The organism is Rhodococcus sp. 105337 (assembly GCF_012844225.1).
Classification (GTDB): Bacteria; Actinomycetota; Actinomycetes; order Mycobacteriales; family Mycobacteriaceae; genus Rhodococcus.
This window is the reverse complement of sequence record NZ_JABAGQ010000003.1, coordinates 121158-141135: the sequence shown is the minus strand read 5'-3', so window position 1 is coordinate 141135 and position 19978 is coordinate 121158. Positions and strand designations below refer to the sequence as shown.

Annotated in this window: 18 protein-coding genes; 7 read left to right on the top strand and 11 right to left on the bottom strand. The window is 66.9% G+C overall.

The window, feature by feature from the left end:
- Window positions 1-21 precede the first annotated feature (21 nt).
- Complete coding sequence (locus HF886_RS07065; protein ID WP_169621211.1) at window positions 22-444, bottom strand: organic hydroperoxide resistance protein; 423 nt, start codon at window positions 442-444, stop codon at window positions 22-24.
- Between the two features lie 7 nt (window positions 445-451).
- Window positions 452-907: a MarR family transcriptional regulator gene (locus HF886_RS07060; RefSeq protein ID WP_169651911.1), complete on the bottom strand. Its 456-nt coding sequence runs from the start codon at window positions 905-907 to the stop codon at window positions 452-454.
- 159 nt (window positions 908-1066) lie between these two features.
- Between HF886_RS07060 and HF886_RS07055 the strand changes: the two genes are divergently transcribed.
- Window positions 1067-3490, top strand: coding sequence for an ATP-dependent Clp protease ATP-binding subunit (locus tag HF886_RS07055; RefSeq protein ID WP_169651910.1), 2424 nt, complete (start codon window positions 1067-1069; stop codon window positions 3488-3490).
- Window positions 3491-3549: 59 nt separating this feature from the next.
- On the opposite strand, the gene HF886_RS07050 is transcribed toward HF886_RS07055, so the two are convergent.
- Window positions 3550-4941, bottom strand: coding sequence for a phosphotransferase (locus tag HF886_RS07050; protein ID WP_169621208.1), 1392 nt, complete (start codon window positions 4939-4941; stop codon window positions 3550-3552).
- Window positions 4938-6776, bottom strand: coding sequence for a maltose alpha-D-glucosyltransferase (gene treS / locus HF886_RS07045; RefSeq protein ID WP_169651909.1), 1839 nt, complete (start codon window positions 6774-6776; stop codon window positions 4938-4940). The genes HF886_RS07050 and treS overlap by 4 nt, the downstream gene beginning before the upstream one ends.
- Window positions 6777-6897: 121 nt before the next feature.
- Here treS and HF886_RS07040 point away from each other — a divergent pair, with 121 nt between their 5' ends.
- The 3 genes from HF886_RS07040 to HF886_RS07025 all read left to right on the top strand — a co-directional run bounded on the left by HF886_RS07040 (window position 6898) and on the right by HF886_RS07025 (window position 11669).
- Complete coding sequence (locus HF886_RS07040) at window positions 6898-8082, top strand: acyl-CoA dehydrogenase family protein (protein WP_206038597.1); 1185 nt, start codon at window positions 6898-6900, stop codon at window positions 8080-8082.
- 379 nt (window positions 8083-8461) lie between these two features.
- Window positions 8462-9544, top strand: coding sequence for a 3-deoxy-7-phosphoheptulonate synthase (locus HF886_RS07035; RefSeq protein WP_169651908.1), 1083 nt, complete (start codon window positions 8462-8464; stop codon window positions 9542-9544).
- 1153 nt (window positions 9545-10697) lie between these two features.
- A complete protein-coding gene (locus HF886_RS07025; protein WP_346765112.1) occupies window positions 10698-11669 on the top strand; it encodes a glycosyltransferase family 2 protein in 972 nt (323 codons plus the stop codon).
- Here HF886_RS07025 and thpD read toward each other — a convergent pair.
- The 3 genes from thpD to HF886_RS07010 all read right to left on the bottom strand — a co-directional run bounded on the left by thpD (window position 11633) and on the right by HF886_RS07010 (window position 14888).
- Window positions 11633-12523: an ectoine hydroxylase gene (thpD, locus tag HF886_RS07020; protein WP_169621204.1), complete on the bottom strand. Its 891-nt coding sequence runs from the start codon at window positions 12521-12523 to the stop codon at window positions 11633-11635. The two genes, HF886_RS07025 and thpD, sit on opposite strands and share 37 nt — an antisense overlap.
- A gap of 160 nt (window positions 12524-12683) precedes the next feature.
- Entirely contained in the window at window positions 12684-13688 is a 1005-nt protein-coding gene (locus tag HF886_RS07015; RefSeq protein WP_169621203.1) for an AraC family transcriptional regulator, read from the bottom strand.
- A 3-nt stretch (window positions 13689-13691) separates the two neighbouring features.
- Window positions 13692-14888: a pyridoxal phosphate-dependent aminotransferase gene (locus HF886_RS07010; RefSeq protein ID WP_169621202.1), complete on the bottom strand. Its 1197-nt coding sequence runs from the start codon at window positions 14886-14888 to the stop codon at window positions 13692-13694.
- 116 nt (window positions 14889-15004) lie between these two features.
- Between HF886_RS07010 and HF886_RS07005 the strand changes: the two genes are divergently transcribed.
- Window positions 15005-15595, top strand: a complete 591-nt coding sequence (locus tag HF886_RS07005) for a carboxymuconolactone decarboxylase family protein (protein WP_169651907.1) — start codon at window positions 15005-15007, stop codon at window positions 15593-15595.
- Window position 15596: 1 nt separating this feature from the next.
- Here the strand turns inward: HF886_RS07005 and HF886_RS07000 are convergent, their stop codons facing one another.
- Window positions 15597-16013, bottom strand: a complete 417-nt coding sequence (locus tag HF886_RS07000) for a VOC family protein (RefSeq protein WP_169621200.1) — start codon at window positions 16011-16013, stop codon at window positions 15597-15599.
- Between the two features lie 41 nt (window positions 16014-16054).
- On the bottom strand, window positions 16055-16975 hold the full coding sequence (sigJ, locus tag HF886_RS06995; protein WP_169621199.1) for an RNA polymerase sigma factor SigJ: 921 nt from the start codon (window positions 16973-16975) through the stop codon (window positions 16055-16057).
- A gap of 77 nt (window positions 16976-17052) precedes the next feature.
- On the opposite strand from sigJ, the gene HF886_RS06990 reads away from it, so the two are divergent.
- Window positions 17053-17544 carry an NUDIX domain-containing protein gene (locus tag HF886_RS06990; RefSeq protein WP_169621198.1) on the top strand — a complete coding sequence of 164 codons (492 nt, stop codon included), beginning with the start codon at window positions 17053-17055 and terminating at the stop codon, window positions 17542-17544.
- Window positions 17545-17678: 134 nt separating this feature from the next.
- A complete protein-coding gene (locus tag HF886_RS06985; RefSeq protein ID WP_169651906.1) occupies window positions 17679-18665 on the top strand; it encodes an LLM class F420-dependent oxidoreductase in 987 nt (328 codons plus the stop codon).
- Window positions 18666-18671: 6 nt separating this feature from the next.
- On the opposite strand, the gene HF886_RS06980 is transcribed toward HF886_RS06985, so the two are convergent.
- Window positions 18672-19235, bottom strand: coding sequence for a GNAT family N-acetyltransferase (locus tag HF886_RS06980; protein ID WP_169651905.1), 564 nt, complete (start codon window positions 19233-19235; stop codon window positions 18672-18674).
- A gap of 1 nt (window position 19236) precedes the next feature.
- The gene (locus HF886_RS06975; RefSeq protein ID WP_169621195.1) at window positions 19237-19923 is read right to left on the bottom strand and encodes a DUF3239 domain-containing protein; all 687 of its coding nucleotides are present in this window, start codon (window positions 19921-19923) and stop codon (window positions 19237-19239) included.
- Window positions 19924-19978 lie beyond the last annotated feature (55 nt).

The following is a 19978-nucleotide window of genomic DNA, read 5'->3' as shown; positions in this document are numbered from 1 at the left end:
CCGGGTGGCCCGGGTAATCGGTCAGTCTTCGGAGATCTCGAGGGTGACCTCGATGTTGCCGCGGGTCGCGTTGGAGTACGGGCACACCTGATGAGCCTTCTCGGTGAGCTCGCGGGCCTGTTCGGCGGACAGCTTCGGCAAGGTGACCTCGAGGGTGACGGCGAGGCCGAATCCGCCACCGTCGGTCGGGCCGATACCGACGCGGGCGCCCACGGCGGAGTCACTGATGTCGGCCTTCTCCTGACGGGCGATCATCTGCAGTGCCGAGTGGAAGCACGCCGCATAGCCCGCGGCGAACAGCTGTTCGGGGTTGGTGCCTTCGCCGTTGCCGCCCATCTCGGTGGGCATGGCGAGGTCGACGTCGAGCTTGCCGTCGCTGGTGCGAGCGTGGCCGTTGCGTCCGGCTCCGGTGGCGAGGGCTTCTGCGGTGTAGAGGATCTTCATGGCGGTCCTACCTTTCCTCGGGGGTGTCGCCGGCTGCGTGCTGCAGCGCGGCGGTCAGGCGGTGGAGCGTGTCGCGGAGTTCGGCGAGTTCCTCGAGTTCCAGACGGCCTGCGCGCGCCACGCAGCCGGGGATGCCCTCGGCTTCTTTCCGGAGCGCGTTGCCGGCGTCGGTGAGGCGTACGACGACACGTCGCTCGTCGTCGCGTTGCCGTGTCCGTTCGACGAGCCCGGCCGACTCGAGTCGCTTCAGAAGAGGCGACAGTGTGCCGGTGTCGAGGTCGAGGGCGTCGCACAGGTCCTGCACTCCGCGCGCGTCGCGTTCCCACAGTGCGAGCAGTACCAGGTACTGCGGGTAGGTGACGCCGAGTCGGTCCAGGAGCGGCCGGTAGACCGCCGTGGTGGCGCGCGACGCGCGGTAGAGCGCGAAGCACACCTGCTGATCGAGAGCGAAAGGATCCGACACGTGAAATAAAGTAGCGCACCGTTGTGTTGTGCACAATACAAAGTCTTCTCGTTCGCCGTGACGTAGCTCACCTTCATTTGCCCTAGGGCTTCGGAATTGATGAAGTGTTCGGCACGTTAGTTGAGTGAGTAAGGCTCAAGTCAAGAGAAAGGCTTCGGAATGACGGCATTCTTCGGGCCTGGCGGACCCGGCCGAATCGACCTCTCCCGCTTCATGAGCCGCGGTACGCAGGAACTGATGGCGGTCGCGGCTCGCTTCGCCGCAGAACGCGGCGACGCCGACCTCGATGCGCTGCACCTCCTCCGCGCCATGGCGGAAACCGATCCGGCCCGCACCGTCATGGCCCGCTCCGGAGCCGATCCGGCCGCGGTCGTCGCGGCTGTCGACCAGCGGTTGCCGCAGAGCAACCCGGACTCCGGCGTGTCGGCTCCCGCACTCAGTGGGGCGGTCAAGACCGCGTTGCTGGAGGCACATCAGCTCTCGCGCGCGCTCGGCTCGACCTACATCGACCCCGAGCACGTGTTCTTCGCGCTCGCCGCGGACCAGACCCGCGCCCCGGGACGGTTGCTCGCCTCCCTCGGTGTCACCCCGCAGTCCCTGCAGACGGCGCTCCAGCCGGTGCCGCCGGCCGAAGCGGGTGGCGACTCCGCGACCCCGACGCTCGACCAATTCGGTGTCGACCTCACCGAGCGCGCTCGGAGCGGTGGCATCGACCCCGTCGTCGGCCGCGCCGACGAGATCGAGCAGACGCTCGAGATCCTGTCCCGCCGCACCAAGAACAACCCGGTTCTCCTGGGCGAGGCAGGTGTCGGCAAGACCGCGATCGTCGAAGGGCTCGCCCAGCGCATCGTGGACGGCGAGGTACCGGAAAACCTGCGCGACAAGCGAATCGTCCAACTCGACCTGACCGGCATGGTGGCGGGCACCCGCTACCGCGGCGACTTCGAGGAACGCCTCACCAAGGTGCTCGACGAGATCACCGCACAGTCGGGCGCACTGATCGTCTTCATCGACGAACTCCACACCGTCGTCGGCGCCGGTGGCGGCAACGACGGGGCGATGGACGCGGGGAACATCCTCAAGCCCAAGCTCGCCCGCGGCGAACTGCACATCGTCGGTGCCACGACACTCGACGAATACCGCAAGCACATCGAGAAGGACCCGGCGCTCGAACGGCGCTTCGGTCCGGTGATGGTCGGTGAGCCGAGCCGTGAGGACACGGTCGCCATCCTCCACGGACTGCGTGACCGGTACGCCGAATTCCACGGTGTCCGCTACACGGACGAGGCCCTCGACGCCGCGGTCGACCTGTCGGTGCGATACCTGCCCGACCGGCACCTGCCGGACAAGGCGATCGACCTCGTCGACCAGGCCGGTGCGCGGTTGCGGCTGCACACCCCGCGCGTCGACGGTGCACAGCTGCGGGACCGGCTCGTCGAACTCGAAGCCGAGAAGGACCGCGCGGTGCAGGCGGAGGACTACGAGGAAGCCTCGCGCGTCCGCGACGAGATCGTCCGGATCCAGCAGCGCATCGACTCTGGCGCGCCGGCTGATGCGGACGTCCCGGTGGTCGGCACCGAACTGATCGCCGAGGTCGTCTCGCGCGCGACGGGAATCCCCGTCACGCAGATGACCAAGGTGGAGAAGGACCGTCTCCGCACACTGGAGGACGAGCTGCACAAGCGCGTCATCGGCCAGGACGAGGCGGTGCGCGCGGTGGCACGTTCCGTCCGCCGGAGCCGCTCGGGCATGAGCGACCCGCACCGTCCGGTGGGCAGCTTCCTGTTCCTCGGCCCGACCGGCGTGGGCAAGACCGAGCTGGCGAAGGCGCTGGCCGAGGTCCTGTTCGGCGACGAGCGCAAGATGCTGCGCGTCGACATGAGCGAGTTCGGCGAACGACACACCGTGAGCCGTCTCGTGGGCGCCCCGCCCGGGTACGTCGGCTACGGCGAGGCCGGTCAGCTGACCGAGCAGGTCCGTCGCAACCCGTACTCGGTCGTGCTGCTCGACGAGATCGAGAAGGCGCACCCGGATGTGTTCAACACCCTGCTGCAGGTGCTCGACGACGGCCGTCTCACCGACGGTGAAGGCCGCACGGTGGACTTCACGAACACCGTCGTCATCATGACCAGCAACCTGGGATCGGACATCATCTCCAGCCGTGGTGGGGCCATCGGGTTCATCACCGGCGACGCGGAGGCGGAAGAGAAGCCGCTGCGCGACCGGGTGATGGGACGGCTACGCGAATCGATGCGGCCGGAGTTCCTCAACCGCATCGACGAGATCGTCGTCTTCCGCAGGCTCGACGACGCACAGTTGCACCGGATCGCCGATCTCCTGCTCGACGAGAGCCGGAAGCGGCTCCAGGCCAAGGGCATCGAGATCGACTTCAGCCCCGAGGCCGTGGAGTGGATCGCCCGTCACGGGCACCAGCCCGAGTTCGGTGCCCGCCCGTTGCGGAGGTCCATCGCACGGGTTGTCGACGACCGCATCGCGGATCTGCTGCTCGACGACACGCTGGTCGAGGGCGGACGCGTCGAAGTCGACGTCGCCGGCGACGAACTGGAGTTGCAGGTGGTCTGAGATTCCGGAAAAGGGCGGGTGTGTGCACTGCACACACCCGCCCTTTCGTACGTCGGTCGTCAGGCTTTGCACAACCTCCGGATCGCATTGAGGGGCAGACGGAGCCACGACGGGCGGTGCCGCGCTTCGTACACCACTTCGTAGACGGCCTTGTCGATTTCGTACGCACGGAGCAACGGCCCGATGTCGCGCGGATCGGATCCGGATGCTGCGGCGTACCCGTCGCAGAACGCGGCGGAGTTGCGTTCTGCCCATTCCCGCGCCCGGAACTCACGCTGCGCCGTGGCGCCGTCGGGATCACGCTCTCGCACCGAATGGTGGGCGGCGTAATCGAAGGAACGCAACATCCCCGCGACGTCGCGGAGCGGGGTGTCGGGATGCCGGCGTTCGACAAGGGACTTGGCGGGTTCACCCTCGAAGTCGATGAGCAGCCACCGTTCCGGTGTGCGCAGCACCTGCCCGAGATGGAGGTCGCCGTGGATGCGCTGCACCGTGACGGGACCGAGCGCGGCGGCTTCGTCGAACCTCGCCTGTATCGCGGGCACGAACTCCACCAGTTCCTCGACCTCGGCGGCGGCGGCCTCGAGCCTGCGGCTCATCGCGGCCGCAAGTCCGGACGCGGGACGCTGGGATTCCCCGAGCGCGGCGGCGAGATCCGAATGGACCTCGGCGACCGCCGTCCCCATCCGGTAGGACTCACCGGCGAAATCCGTACCGACCTCGTCGGCCCGGAGATCCCCTTCGATGAGGAGATCGCGGATACTTCCGAGCGCCATCGCCCACCCGTCCGCGGAATTGGCGGCGAAATCCTGGGCCATCGCGAGCGTCGTGCGGACACCTTCGACATCGGCGTCGATCCACGCACGGATCGGTGCCACGGAGCGGCAGCCCACTTCGGTCAACGCGAGGTGCAACTCCACGTCGGGGTTGATGCCCAACGTGAGACGACGGAACATCTTGAGCAGGAGGCGTTCGCCGAGTACGACGGACGTGTTCGACTGCTCCGCGCCGAGCGGGCGCCCGCGCATGCCCGCCTCGAACTCCGCGCCCGGGAGGGTATGGAGATCGACGGGCCCCTTCGGGCGGCCACTGCTCAGGCTCTGCGCGTACAGGCCGATGATGTCCTGGTCGTGCAGACCGTCGTAGACGAACACACTGTGCCCCGCGTCATCCGGTGTCGCCAACGTCCACGGAGCCAGATCGTCCGGCAGGTGCGATCGGTACCCCAACGGCACCTGGTAGATCTGCTCGGCAGTGTCCTCGAAGTCGACGGCCACCAGGACGTGGTCGGCGCCGAACCCGGGTTCGTCGGCGAGTGTCTGCCGCAACACGATCCGCACGCCGGTGATGGTGTGGCCCTTCGCGGCGAACCAGCGCTGACGTGGGAGCCAGTGTGCCAGGCCCGCTTCGAGGTCGGCGTCCGGATAGCGGCTGTCGTTCTGTTCGGTCATGGCTGCACCGCCGCTTCCGCTTCGCTGCTGACGGGATGTGATCCTGCGCCTTCTGTCGTGGGATCCGGTTGCAGAGCGAACCAGAAGAACCCGTGACCGGGGAGCGTGAGCATGTAGCCCTCCTCGGTGATCGATGGGAACGGCACCGACCCGGTGAGCTCCACCGGGATCCACCCGACGAACCTCGACAGATCCAGCACCACGGCCTGCGGATAGCGGGAAAGGTTGTTCACGCACAGGATGACGTCGCTGTAGTTGCGATCCGGGGTCGTTTCCATCTCCCGGAGATACGACAGGACCGCGGGGTTGGCGCTGCCGAGTTCGGTGAACGCCGCCTTGCCGAACGCGGGGTGCTGCTTGCGGACCTGAATCATCCTGCGAGTCCAGTGCAACAGCGAGTTCGTCGAGTTCAGCTGGGACTCGACATTGATCGCGTTGTACCCGTACGTGGGATCCATGATGGTCGGAAGATACAGCCGCGCCGGATCGGCGCGGGAGAAACCGGCATTGCGGTCGGGAGTCCACTGCATCGGGGTACGCACCGCGTCGCGGTCACCGAGCCAGATGTTGTCGCCCATGCCGATCTCGTCGCCGTAGTACAGCACCGGGGACCCGGGCAGGCTCAGCAGCAACGCCGTGAACAACTCCAACTGGTTGCGGTCGTTCTCGAGCAGAGGGGCCAGGCGCCTGCGGATCCCGATGTTCGCCCGCATCCGCGGGTCGGTGACGTACTCGGAGTACATGTAGTCACGCTCTTCGTCCGTCACCATCTCGAGCGTGAGTTCGTCGTGGTTGCGCAGGAAGATGCCCCACTGCGCGGTGCGGGGAATCGACGGGGTCTGCGCGAGGATCTCCGAGATCGGGAATCGGTTCTGGCGACGGACCGCCATGAAGATCCGGGGCATGAGCGGGAAGTGGAACGCCATGTGGCACTCGTCGCCGATCTCCGGCTCACCGAAGTACTCGACCACGTCCGACGGCCACTGGTTCGCTTCCGCGAGCATGACCCGGCCCGGGTATTCGGCGTCCATCACCGCCCGGCACTTCTTGAGGAACGCGTGGGTCTCGGGCAGGTTTTCGCAACTGGTGCCCTCGCGCTCGAACAGGTAGGGCACCGCGTCGAGCCGGAATCCGTCGATGCCCAGGTCCAGCCAGAAGCGGAGGACGTCGAGCATGGCGTCCTGGACCTCGGGGTTGTCGTAGTTCAGATCGGGCTGATGCGAGAAGAACCGGTGCCAGTAGTACTGCTTGCGCACCGGATCCCACGTCCAGTTCGAGGTCTCCGTGTCCACAAAGATGATGCGGGCATCCTTGTAGGCCTCGTCGCTGTCGGACCACACGTAGAAATCCCCGTAGGGACCGTCGGGTTCGGCACGCGACTCCTGGAACCACGCGTGGGTATCGGAGGTGTGGTTCATGACCAGGTCCGTCACCACGCGGATACCGCGCTTGTGCGCTTCGTCGAGGAACGTCACGAAGTCGTCGACCGTCCCGAATTCCGGTAACACCGCGCGGAAATCGCGGATGTCGTAGCCGCCGTCCCGCAGCGGGGAATCGTAGAACGGGGGCAGCCAGATGCAATCGGCCCCGAGCCACGCGATGTAGTCGAGTTTCTCGGTCAGCCCCCGCAGGTCACCGGTCCCGTCGTGGTTCGAGTCGTTGAACGCGCGCACGAGAACCTCGTAGAACACCGCGGTCTTGAACCAGTCGGGATCGATCGGAAGGTTGCGTGCATGCGCGAAATCCTCGGACCGTGTCTCGACGATGTGCCCGTCGGGGGTGTGCTCGGGTTCCACAGCTCGGGCGGTCGGATCGGCTGGGCTTTCTGCTGGCATGAAACCTCCGGGCTCGTCATCGTGCAGGGCGGAACCTCAGGGTTCCCCGGCGTCGGCCGGTCCACACCCGGCCCGGCTGAAAGCGAGGTGAGGGCATGCGTGCGCGGATACATTGACGCCCATGACTGCGAATCGGCCGGAGGGCCGGGTGGCCGAACTGTGCACCCGGATGCGTTCCTTCATCGACGAGGAGGTTATCCCGCTCGAGCCGACATTGATGCGGCAGGACGACGACGGCGCCGCGGCGCTGGACGGGCTGAAGAGCCGCGCGAAGGACCTCGGATTGTGGGCGCTCGGGCACCCGGAGGAGATCGGCGGCGGGGGAGTTCCGTTCCTGGACTTCGTCTATCTCAACGAGATCATCGGCCGGTCGGAGTTCGGTCAGCTCGCGGTGGGGTCGGTGTCGATGCAGGACGCGCTGATGCTGCATCGGCACGGCACCGAGGAGCAGCGTCGTCGCTGGGTTCCCGGTCTCGTCTCCGGCGAGATCCTGCCGTCGGTCGGCATGACAGAGCCCGACGTGGCCGGCTCCGACCCGGTGCTCGTGCAGACGACCGCCCGTCTGGACGGAGCGGAGTGGGTCGTCAACGGCCGTAAGTGGTTCACCACCGGCGCCCGGCAGGCCGGCTACTGCACGGTGTTCGCGCGCACCGAACCCGACTCGACGCCGCTTCACCGCAGTATCAGCGCTGTCATCGTTCCGACGGATACGCCGGGCTTCGAGATCGTCCGGTCGATCCCCACGATGGGGTACGACCCGAGCGACCACTACGAGGTGCGCTACACCGACGTCAGGGTTCCTGCCGACAACGTGCTCGGGGGACGCGGCAACGGTTTCCTGGTCGCCCAGGACCGCCTCGGACCCGGCCGGATCTTCCACTGCATGCGCTGGCTCGGGCAGGCGCAACGGGCATTCGAACTGATGTGTGCGCGCGCCAACGCCCGGTTCGCGCACGGGTCGTTCCTCGCCGACAAGGGCGAGATCCAGCGGTACGTCGCCGAATCGGCCGCACAGATTCAGGCGGCGCGCCTCATGACGCTCGACGCGGCCCGGGTCATGGACGCCGGTGAGGACGCCCGGGTACAGATCGGTCTCATCAAGTTCTGGGGTGCGCGGATGCTGCACGACGTCGTCGACCGGGCGATCCAGGTACACGGGGCGCTGGGCCTGACCGCGGATACGCCCCTCGAGGCCATGTACCGGCGGGCACGGTATGCGCGCATCTACGACGGCCCCGACGAGGTGCATCGCATGTCGACCGCCCGCCGGATGCTGCGCGACCCGGAGCGAGTGCCGTGGCGGTAGGGACCGTCTCGTTCGCGCCGCCGAATGACGATCCGTTGCTCGGCACCGGGGAGCGGAACGGCGTCGCATACGGCCGCCTCGCGGAGGTGTCTGCTTGCCCGGGAACAGGTTCGGCGAAGATGCACCCGGACCCGAAGTTCCTGCCGGGGAGCGTCGGGGCGAGTCGGTGTGCCGCGTCACAGAACCGGTTCGGCGAGTTCTGGTAGAGTCCGTCGCTATGCAGCGCACCTATTTTTGGTTTAGCGGGCCGGCCCTGGGTGGGTCGGTCGGCGTGACCGCGCGCTGACTTCCTCACCCACGAGCCGGATACAGACCGGCTCGACGGGATCTCAGGGTTCTTCCGGGTCGGCTTCCTTCACCGAGAACAGGACGCAACCCGATGAGCTCCACCACTGGAATCTCCACCACCAATCTCGACGAGCAGCGCACCGTGCGGGTGAGTCCGCTCGCCGCGCCGTCGGAGATCCGCGCCGAATACGCCCCCGACGCCGTCGTGGCGGCGACCGTGCGATCCGGCCGCGCCGACACCGTCAATATCCTGAACGGCACCGACGACCGCCTCGTCGTGGTCGTCGGCCCGTGCTCGGTCCACGACCCCGCCGCAGCCATGGATTACGCTCGCCGGCTCGCCGCGAAGGCTGACGAATTGCGCGACGACCTGCACATCGTGATGCGTGTGTACTTCGAGAAGCCGCGCACCACGCTCGGCTGGAAGGGTCTGCTCAACGACCCGCACCTCGACGGCAGCTACGACATCAACACCGGCCTGCGAATCGGCCGGAAGTTGCTGCTCGACGTGTCGAGCCTGGGACTGCCCGTCGGCTGCGAGTTCCTCGATCCGATCCTCCCGCAGTACTACGCCGACCTGGTCACCTACGGCGCGATCGGTGCACGCACTGCCGCCAGCCAGGTGCATCGTCAGCTGTGCAGCGCCCTGTCGATGCCGGTCGGGATCAAGAACTCCACCGAAGGCGACGTGCAGGTCGCGGTCGACGGAACCCGCGCCGCAGGTGCGAGCCACGTGTTCCCCGGCACCGACCTCGACGGCCAGGCCGCGCTCATCCAGACCGTCGGCAACCCGGACTGCCACGTCATCCTCCGCGGCGGCAGCGCCGGCCCGAACTACGATGCCGAGACCGTCGCCGACACGATGGCGCGCCTGCGCAAGGGTGGGTTGCCGGAACGGGTGGTCATCGACGCGAGCCACGGCAACAGCAGCAAGAACCACGAGAAGCAGGTCGACGTCGTGACCGACATCGCCGAGCGTCTCGAAGCCGGAGAACAAGGCATTGTCGGTGTGATGCTGGAGAGCTTCATCGAAGCCGGCCGGCAGGACTTGACGCTCGGCTCGTCCGACGAGCTCGAGTACGGTAAGTCCATCACCGATGCGTGCATCGACTGGGCGACCACCGTCGTTCAGCTCGACCGCCTCGCCGAGGCTGTCCGGGCGCGTCGCGGCTGACCGCTCCTGGGGGTCGTGACCGAAGGGCGAAAGTCCTCCAGCGGATACCGCGATGTATCCGCTGGAGGATCTCGAAGGTGCCTCACCGTCTTCCATCCCGCCTGTAACAAACCGGTCGGCGTTTGCGAACTCCTGACGGAACGCACCTTCCGAACGGACCCGACGATGAATCCTCCTGCAGGCTGGCATCCAGATCCCTATGACCCGTCAATCGACCGTTTCTGGGATGGCAATCAGTGGACAGACCGAATCAGGCCGAGAGGTACTGAAACCCCTGCGCAAGGCCCCGGCCCCGCCGCTCAGGGGGGTGATCCGTCCCGAGGTGAAGGGAAGAAACACCGAAAGTGGCCGTGGATCGTTGCGGTTGTCCTCGTGGGACTCATAGCACTCGGGGCGATGTTCGGCGAGGACGAGACACGGAACCCGGACTCGGACCAAACGGGCACAACTGATTCGGTCACTCCTTCGGCGAGCGCGACCGCACCCCAAACCACCACGTCCCCTCCTGTTACGAGTACGGTTCCTGCTTCGCAAGCGCCTGGCACATCCGAACGTACGTCGGAATTCACGCCGACCCCTACCAGTGCTGCGCCCCTCGAGTTCTCTTGCAGCGACGCGGCCTGGAGGGAATCGATGGGTGCTGAGGGCGACAGATTGTGTGGAGCACCGTGGACGCCCCCGACGCGATCGCAGACCCCGGAGTACACGCCGTCGCCACCTGCCCCGGAGTACACGCCACCGCCACCTGCCCCGCCTGAGCAATCGGGATTGACCGTGCACCCCGGCTCTTTCTGCAGCACGCCGGGCGCGGTGGGGATCACCGTCAAGGGTGTCCCGATGGTGTGTGCTCCCGGATCCGACGGCAGGGACCGTTGGCAATCGGGCAACTGATCGTCCCGTCCATCGCGCGTCACTCGCAATCGCAGCGGTCAGCGGCGTCCTGAGAAGTGGTTTCTTGCACGATCGATCGGCCGGGCGTGGCCCGGTGTGCTGGGGAGCGACACACGCTATCCCGCTTTTCATTCCCAGTACCTGAGCGGATAATTCGGGCGAATAGGGAATGTCGTTCTGCGCACAAGGAGAGGTGAAACGACTTGCGGTAGCGTGCGAAGCATGGATGGGGAGACGTTGTCTATCGTCGTGCCGGCTCGAAATGAGGAGCGCTATCGGGCCGTGTCTGTCGGCCCTCCTTGCTCAGAAGGACGAGATCTTCGAAATCGTTGTGGTGGACAATAATTCCACCGACAACACGGTGCAGATCGTCGAGGCCATTGCGGCCTGTAATCCGATCGTCCGCCTCGTAACGGAGAAACGCCCCGGTGTGGCGTTCGCCCGCAACGCGGGTTTCGATGCCGCCGAGGGTTCGATCTTCGGGCGGATAGACGCGGACACGCGTGTGCGCCCGGGGTGGGCACGAACCGCACGGGAGTTCTTCGCCAGAGACGACGTGGCAGCCGTCGGCGCGGTCAGCGGTCTCAACAACTCGTACGACTCGCCCTACCGCGGGTTGAAGAAACGGTACTTCGAAAAGCAGGTCGCGAAGGGCTTGTCCGGCGGGGAACGGCGGGTCAACAACATCCACGGCGCCAACATGGTGATCAGGCGCTCCGCATGGGAGCACGTGCGAGACGCGGTCAGCATCCACTCCGGCATCCACGAGGACGTGGACCTTGCCTTGTGTCTGCGCGAGCACGACATCGAGATCGCCCAATTGACAGATCTGTTCGTCGACATCTCTCCCCGTCGGGCGCTGACCCCGCCGCGCGAGTTCGCCGAGTACAGCCGGTCCGTTGTGCGCACGTACGAGCTACACGGACGGTTGACACCGGAAGTCGTGAAAGTTGTGCGCTGGCAGTGGCTTTTCCACCTCTTCGCCTACGCCGGATATCGTCCTTACGACCCGGACCGAGGCAGGTTCACGCTCGGACGGTTGCTCTCCGCCGGTGCCGGTCGCGCCATGCCCGTGGGGGACGGAGGGGCAACGCCGGAGACGAGCCTGCCCGCCGGAAGCGACGCACCGGGAACCGACGCACGTGGAGACGGACAGGGACGCGCCGACTTCCCCGACAGTCCCGGACGGTCTGCCGATCAGGACAGCGGTGTGAAGTCCCGGCTCCCCAGATAGGGCGGGCGCGGGTTCTTCGCTGCGAACGGCTCTACCAGGGTGTTCTCCACGCTGTTGAACACCACGAAGAGATTCGAGCGCGGAAACGGGGTGATGTTCCCGTTGGAGCCGTGCATGCAGTTGGAATCGAATACCGTTGCGGAACCTGCGGATCCCGTGAAGGTGGCGATGCCGTACTCGGCGGCCATCCGGGTGAGGCTGTCTTCGTCGGGAGACCCGGTCTGCGGCGCGTGGGTGACGAGCGACTCGCGGTAGTAGTCCTCCGGAGTCTCTCCCGCACACGAGACGTAGGTGCGGTGCGAACCCGGCATGATCATCAAACCGCCGTTGTAGCCGTAGTTCTCGGTCAAGGCGAGCGAGATGCTGAGCGCCCGTGGCTTGGGCATTCCGTCCTCGGCGTGCCAGGTCTCGAAATCCGAGTGCCAGTAGAACGGCCCGCCGCGGAAGCCTGGTTTGACGTTGAGTCGCGATTGGTGGATGTACACGTCGGAGCCGAGCAATTGCCGTGCAATCCCGGCTATTTCGGGACGGCGGACAATAGAGGCCACGAGATCGCTGAGCAGATGGACGTCGAAGATGGAACGGACGTCGCCGCTACCCTGCTCGCGGATCACACGCGCGTCGTCACCCAGTTCACCGCCGAGCCGTGATGTTTCTTCCAGGAGGTTTCCCACGTCGTTCGCGGGAAGAAGCGCTTCTGCAGTATGGAATCCTCGGCGGTCGTATTCGGTGACCGCCTCGGCGGGCAACGGCCCCTCGGCCGCACTTCCCCACACGACCGGATCCGGCCTCGCGAACGATTCGCACTTCGCTCGGCTCCGGGTCGGATACTCATCCTGTACCGCAGCGCGCATAACGGTGTTTCACCCTCTCCCAGGTCGACAGAGCTTCGCCTTCCAGACTTACCCACTCACCGCCACGTTATGCAACCCGGGTGGATTCCGTGCCGGTTCCGGGCACCGGGTTCCCGGGTGCGTCGTCGTGTCCCGGTAGGAGCGGGATTGCGAACCCCGGTTACCGCGGTGAGCGGTAACTGCTCGGGGTGTTGCCCGTCCACCGCTTGAACGCGCGCCTGAAGGCACTCGGCTCGGAGAACCCGAGTCGGGCCGAGAGGTCGTCGACCGACTCGCCGCGCCGCAGCCCGGCGATGGCGAGATCGCGGAGTACTTCCTCGCGCAATTGGCCGAGTGACGTGCCCTCCTGGCGCAGTAGCCGGCGGAGGTGAGGGGTGCTCACGGTGAGCATTCCCGCAATGTCCTCGGCGGTGGCAGTGCGTCCGTTGATTCCCGACTCGAAGATGCGGCGCACCTGCGACGACACGGTCGACTCGTAATCCCGTTCCGACAGAATGAGATTCGGGGAGTCGCGGAGATACTCGTCGAGCGACTCCTCCGACTGCACGAGCGGCGACGTCAGTGCGGAATTGTGGATTTCGAGCGCTGCGCGGCCCGCTCCGAAGGTCACGGGGACACCGAACATCGAATCGTAACTACGAGCAAGAACCGGATCCGGTTCGGCGTACGGCAACATCACCGATTCCAGCCGGACTCTGCCGCCGACCAGCCAGGCCGCGAAGCGGTGCAGCAGCATGAGGAGAAAGTCGACGGTGACGCGTGTCTTCTCGTCGACCACCTCCGGCAGCGCGACATCGAGGTACGTGGTGGTGTCACCCGGGGTCAGCGACAACTGGGGGAGCGACCGGACCACCCGGTTGACCTCGACCATGCGGCTGAGCGCGCGCGCGAGATCGGGGCAGTGGATCAGCGTCAGGCACATCACCCGGAACATTCCACGGGGGACCGGACCGGGCGCCAACCCGAACAGTTCGTCGTCCGTGATCTGCCACGCCATCTGGGTGAACCGGCTCACCTGTGCCGGCGTCAGGCGCGCGTGAGGGTGCGCGAGGACCGCGCGACTGATTCTGGCCGCGTCCAGCGCCGGTTGGAGATCGACTCCGGCGTCCGCGCCGGTGCGTACCGCCCGGGATACGAAGTCGGACGGAATGGTGGGCCGCGACATGATCTAGAGGGCCTCCTGCAGCGTGCGCAACCGATCGACCGCGTCCGCGAGCACGTCGTCCCGCTTGCAGAACGCGAATCTCACCAGATGGTTCCAGGCCTGCGTGTCGTCGACGAACACGCTCACGGGGACCGCGGCCACCCCGATCCGTTCCGGCAGTTCACGGCAGAATGCGACACCGTCGCGGTAACCGAGCGGCGTGAGATCGGCGCACACGAAATATGTTCCGGCCGAGTCGAGTACGCCGAACCCGGCGCCCTTCAATGCATCGGACAGCAGAGTGCGTTTGCGTTGCAGGTCGTCGCGCATCGACCTGATCCAGTCCTGCTCGTGGGTCAGGGCGTGGGCGACTGCGGGCTGGAAGGGTGCGCCGCCCACGAAGGTCAGGAATTGCTTCGCGGCGCGCACGGCGTCGATCAGCTCGCGGGGCCCGAGCGCCCAGCCGATCTTCCATCCCGTGACGTTGAACGTTTTCGCGGCACTCGACACGGTGACCGTGCGCTCCGCCATTCCCGGCAGCGACGCGAGCGGGATATGCCGGCGGCCGTCGAACACCAGGTGTTCGTACACCTCGTCCGACAGCACCAGAAGGTCGTGTTCGCACGCCAACTCGGCCAGGGCCGTCAGGGCCGTCTCGTCGTACACGGTGCCGGTGGGGTTGTGCGGGGTGTTGACGATGAGCATGCGCGTGCGGTCGGTGATCGCGGCGCGCAGGGCGTCCACGTCCAGCACGAAGCCGGCTCCCGCCCGGGCGAGCGGGACGGTGCGGCGAGTCGCGCCGGCTAGCGCGACCGCGGCGGCGTACGAGTCGTAGTACGGCTCGGTGAGCAGCACTTCCTCGCCCGGCTCGACGAGCCCGAGGACAGCCGCGCTGATGGCTTCGGTGGCTCCGACGGTGACGAGTACTTCGCAGTCGGGATCGTGTTCGATGCCGTAGCGGTCGGCGCGGTCCGCGGCGACGGCCTGCCGGAGCGCGGGAATACCCGACCCGGGCGGGTACTGGTTGACCCCGTCGGCGATGGCCTGTCGCGCGATCTCGAGCATCTGCGGTGGACCGTCGACATCGGGGAAACCCTGGCCCAGGTTGATCGCGTCGTGCCGGATCGCCAGGTCGGTCATCTCGGCGAAGATCGTCGAGGCGAACGGTCGTAGCCGGGCGACGGTGCGCACTGCCGCTGCCGGTCTCCTCGAATCAGCCACTCGTGAAGCCTATCGTCCGCCCTGTCACATCCGGGACGGCTGCCTCGTCAACAGTACGAACGGCTCGGCCGGGACCGGCGAGGAGTCCCGGGGCCGCGAGAAAACCGGAGGACGTCATGCCGCGAATCGAACCGGTCACCCCCGAACGGGCCGGCCTGGCCACCCGCGCGACCTATGCCTTTGCTGCGCGCCGCTACGGGGTGGTTCCCGAGCCGTTCGCGGTGCTCGCGCACCACCCGGCGTTGATGCGCGCGACCGGAGTACACGAGATGCTGGTCGAGCGAGCCTCGAAGGTGCTTCCGGCCAACGTGCGTGAACTCGCGGTGTACCGCGCAGCGTGGACTCTGGGATGTTCGTGGTGCGTCGACTTCGGCACAATGCTGCAGCGCCTCGACGGACTCGACACCGAGCGCCTCGCCCAGATCGCCGACTATGCGACGTCGGACCTGTACAGCGACGACGAGAAGGCTGCGATCGCATACGCGGACGCGGTCACCGGGGATGTTGCCACCGCCGTGACAGACGAGCAGGTCGCGGATCTCGAACGGAGATTCGGGCGGGCCGGGGTGGTGGAACTGACCTATCAGATCGCTCTCGAGAACATGCGGGGCCGGATGAACTCGGCACTGGGCATCCAGGAGCAGGGCTTCAGCACCGATGCGTGTCGTGTGCCGTGGGCGGACGACGCTGCGGCGGCGGGGAAGTGAGTTACTCGGGTATCACGATCTCGGCGATCGAGCCCGGATTCCAGGCGACCTCCCAGCGAAAGCCGTCGGGGTCGGCGAAATAACCGGTGTAACCGCCCCACAGGCGGTCGGTGCCGCCCGACACCGGATCGGCGCCTGCCCGTCGGGCGGTCTCGAGCACGACGTCCACTTCGTCGCGGGTCGCGACGTTGTGGGCGAGGGTGACGGGTGGAACCCCGCTCCACGATGTCGGGCCGACCTCCGCCTCGAATTCGGTGCGGGCCCACAACGACAGGATCACGTGGGCGCCGACGCGGATCATCACCACTTCGCCGGGTTCTTCGACCACTGCGGACCAGCCCAGTCCGTCCACGTAGAACTCCCGGGCGCGGTCGACGTCCTCGACGGCGAGGGTCACGAGACTGAGACGCTGCTCCATGCGCCCGACCCTAGCGGTGGCGCCGGGGTCCGGGCGACGGATCAGCGCCGGCCCAGGGGTACGAGAACGCCGCGCCGCAATTTCTCCGGGTTGGCCAGGTCGTAGGCGGCCCAGACCCGGCCGTCGCGAACCGTGCATCCCGTCACGCGGGGCGGGTATCCGCGCCGACCGTCGCCGCCGAGCCCGTGGTTGAGCAGGCCGAGTTCGCCGTTGACGCGGACCGGTTCGAACGCCGCGAACGACTCCGGGCCGTACCGGCGTATCAGCCCTGCGAAGAACCGGGCGAACTTCTCGGCACCGAACACCACGTTGAGTGCGGTCGAGGTGGTGCCACCGGCGTCTCCGATCAGCCGCGCATCGGGGTGCAGCGCCGCGATCACGCCGTCGATGTCTCCCGCGGCGAAAGCCGCCACCAGCACGGCGACGGCGTTCTCGTGTTCGGCGGTGGGGGTCGGGGGCGGTGTGTCGGCCACGGCACGGCGAGCGCGGGAGGCGAGTTGCCGAGCCGCTGCCGATCCGATGCCGAGAACGGTCGCCACTTCGTCGAACGGCACACCGAACCCGTCGTGGAGCACGAACGCGATGCGCTGCGGCGGCGGCAGCACATCGAGGACGATCAGCGCGGCGAGCCGGCTGTCCTCGTGCTGCACCACCTGTTCGAGCGGGTCCGGCGGGCTGGTGCCGCCGAGTGGCGTGACAATCGGTTCCGGCAGCCACTGTCCCACATATTTCTCGCGCCGTACCGCGGCGGACCGGAGCTTGTCGAGGCACAGCCGGCCCACGACAGTGGTCAGCCACGCACGCAGATTGTCGATCTCGCCGGCATCGACGGTCGCGAGCCGGAGCCAGGAGTCCTGCACCGCGTCCTCGGCGTCGGCGACACTGCCCGTGAGCCGGTACGCGACCGTCAGCAGGTGGGCGCGGTGTTCCTCGAATGATTCCGCAAGCCCGGACGCGCGCATATTCTCGATGCTACGAGCAGGATCACCGTCGCGGGCAGGACTCCGGGTGCATCCGACACGGTGCACGGAGGTGAGCGATGCCGGTGACGAGCGCAGGTCTGCTGCTCTACCGCGTCGACGACACCGGGCTGCTCGAGCTGTGGCTCGTGCATCCCGGCGGCCCGTACTGGACTGGAAAGGACACCGCCGCCTGGTCGGTGCCGAAGGGAGAGTACGGACCCGAGGAGGAGCCCCGCGAAGTCGCGACCCGTGAGTTCGAGGAGGAATGCGGCTTTCCCGCGCCGGACGTGCCGTTGTCGCTGCTCGGCCGTTATCGGCAGGCGTCGGGCAAGATCGTGAGTGTCTACGCCGGCGAAACCGACGCCGACCTCCGGTTCGTCTCGAGCAACACGTGCGAGATCGAATGGCCGCCCCGGTCGGGGAAGCGGCTGACGATTCCCGAAGTCGACGATGCCCGCTGGATCACGTTCTCCGACGCGGAAACCAAGCTGGTGAAGGGCCAGCGCCCGATTCTGGTGGCGCTGCGAGCACGGCTCGACGACGTGGGCCGCCGGTACCGCACCGAATAGGGCTGGCCTGTCGAGGTTTTCGCTGATTCTGACGCGTGCGTGCGCTCCCATCGGCGGAGCACACGGCATCGTCCGTACCGAATCGGGGGATACTTGCCCAGGCAACAAGATCGTCGACTCGAGTGAGGACCCACATGCGTTTCGGACTTTTCATCCCTCAAGGTTGGAGACTGGACCTGGTCGGTATCGATCCCGCCGATCAGTGGCCCGTCATGCGTGATCTCGCGTTGCGCGCCGACAAGGGCCCGTGGGAATCGATCTGGGTGTACGACCATTTCCACACCGTCCCCGAACCCACCGACGAGGCCACCCACGAGGCGTGGACTCTGGTGTCCGCATTCGGCGCCGTGACCAGCCGGGTGCGGCTCGGTCAGATGTGTACGGCCATGAGCTACCGCAACCCTGCGTATCTCGCGAAGGTGGCTGCGACCGCCGACATCATCTCGGGCGGCCGCGTGGAAATGGGTATCGGGGGCGGGTGGTACGAGCAGGAATGGCGTGCCTACGGCTACGGCTTCCCGTCCGCCGGAGAACGTTTGCGCCGCCTCGACGAAGGCGTCCAGATCTTCAGGCAGGCCTGGACCACGGGCACGGCAACGCTCGACGGCAAGCACTACCAAGTCGACGGAGCGATTGTGCGTCCGCTGCCCCTCCAGGAAGGTGGGATCCCGCTCTGGATCGCCGGCGGCGGGGAAAAGGTGACGTTGAAGATCGCGGCGAAGTACGCGCAGTACACCAACTTCGACGGAACCCCCGAGGGATTCGCGCACAAGTCGCAGGTCCTGCGAGAGCACTGCGCCGAGGTCGGCACGGATTTCGATGCCATCGTGCGGTCCGCCAACTACAACGTCGCGATCGGACGGACGGAAGCGGAGGTGCAGGACAGGCTCGAGGCGCTGCGTGCACGACTCGAACCGATCGTCGGTGCCGAGAAGGCGGACGGGGCGCTGGACGCATTCCGGGGTATGCCCGCGGTGGGAACGCCCGAGCAGATCGTCGAGAACCTCACGGCGCTGAAGAAGCAGGGACTCGAGTACGCGATCTTCTACTTCCCCGAAGCGGCCTATGACACGACGGGACTCGAATTGTTCGAGCAGGAGGTGCTTCCGCACCTCGCGTAGGGGACGTCAGACCGGCCAGCCGTGCGCCGGTTCGCGGGGGTCGCCGGGCAACAGGGCCGCCACCCACACGTCGCGCGGGACTCCCCGCTGCAGGAGGCCGTGTCGGGCGACCCCCTCGAACCGGAAACCGAGGCGGCGTGCGACGGCCGCGGACGGCACGTTGCCGACCAGCGCTCGCCACTCCACACGCCATGCCTGCAACCCGTGCCGGCCGAAAGCGAAGTCGCACACCAGACGTGCGGCGGCGGTGGCGAGTCCGCGGCCGCGGGCCTCGGGAGCCAGCCAGAAACCGATCTCGGGCGCTGCGCTGCCGTGCTGCACGAAACCGATCATTCCGAGCAGCGGGCCGTCACGACTCGTGCGGATTCCCCAGTCGGGAAAACCGTTGGCCCACTTGTGCGGAACGATGTCCTCCACGAACCTGACGGCGTCGGCACGGGTGTACGGGTGGGGGACTGTGGTCCATTTTGCGACCGCGGGATCACTACAGCCGTCGGTGATCGCGTCGATGTCCCCGCTTCCGGGGACGGACAGGACGACGGTGCCGTCGGTGAGGATCGAGGGCTGCATGTCAGCGCAGTTCCGGTGGAAGTTCCCTCAGGTCCAGTTCGACTCGTCGCTCGTCGCTGGCGTTGATCTCGTCCGCGGAAGACAGCTTGGACTTCAGCAGTTTCCATTCGGATTCGTCGATCGCCGCCGTGGCCTTCGCCAGAACCGCAGCATCACGAGTGGCCCACGCAAGAGGCATCGGGCTGACCATCTGCCACACCCCGGACTTGTTGCGTGTGGTCCGGTCGGAGAGCACGGCGACACAGGGAACCCGTTCGCCCACCTTCGCGCGGTGCCCAGGGATGGCCTGGACGTCCCGGGTGACGAGGGCGTAATGATGGCGTCCGGTGCCTTCCGACGCGCCGTCGGCGGGCTTGGCGATATCGATCAGGGCGAGCAGGGTCAGACCACGGGCCCGGGTGGTCGCGACCAGCGCCGGAACCAGTGGGCTGTCGCGGTAGAGGTCCTCGATCGTGCCGACCTTGCGGGGAGCCCACAACGCGACCCACACCGACGTCACCGCGGCCACGACGAGCACCGATCCGACGATGTACGACCAGGCGTGGGCGAGGACGAAGAGCCACACCGCACCCGCGGCGCACAACAACGCGACGATCACCGCGGATCGTCGCAGACTGCGCACCTCCGCGAGCGTCTGGTTCACGGCTTTCGCGTGGGGCAGGTCGACGGGAAACTCGAATCGGCGCACGTGATCCAGCATATCGGCCACGCGCGCGGCCACGTTCACCGGAAGCATCCGGCTG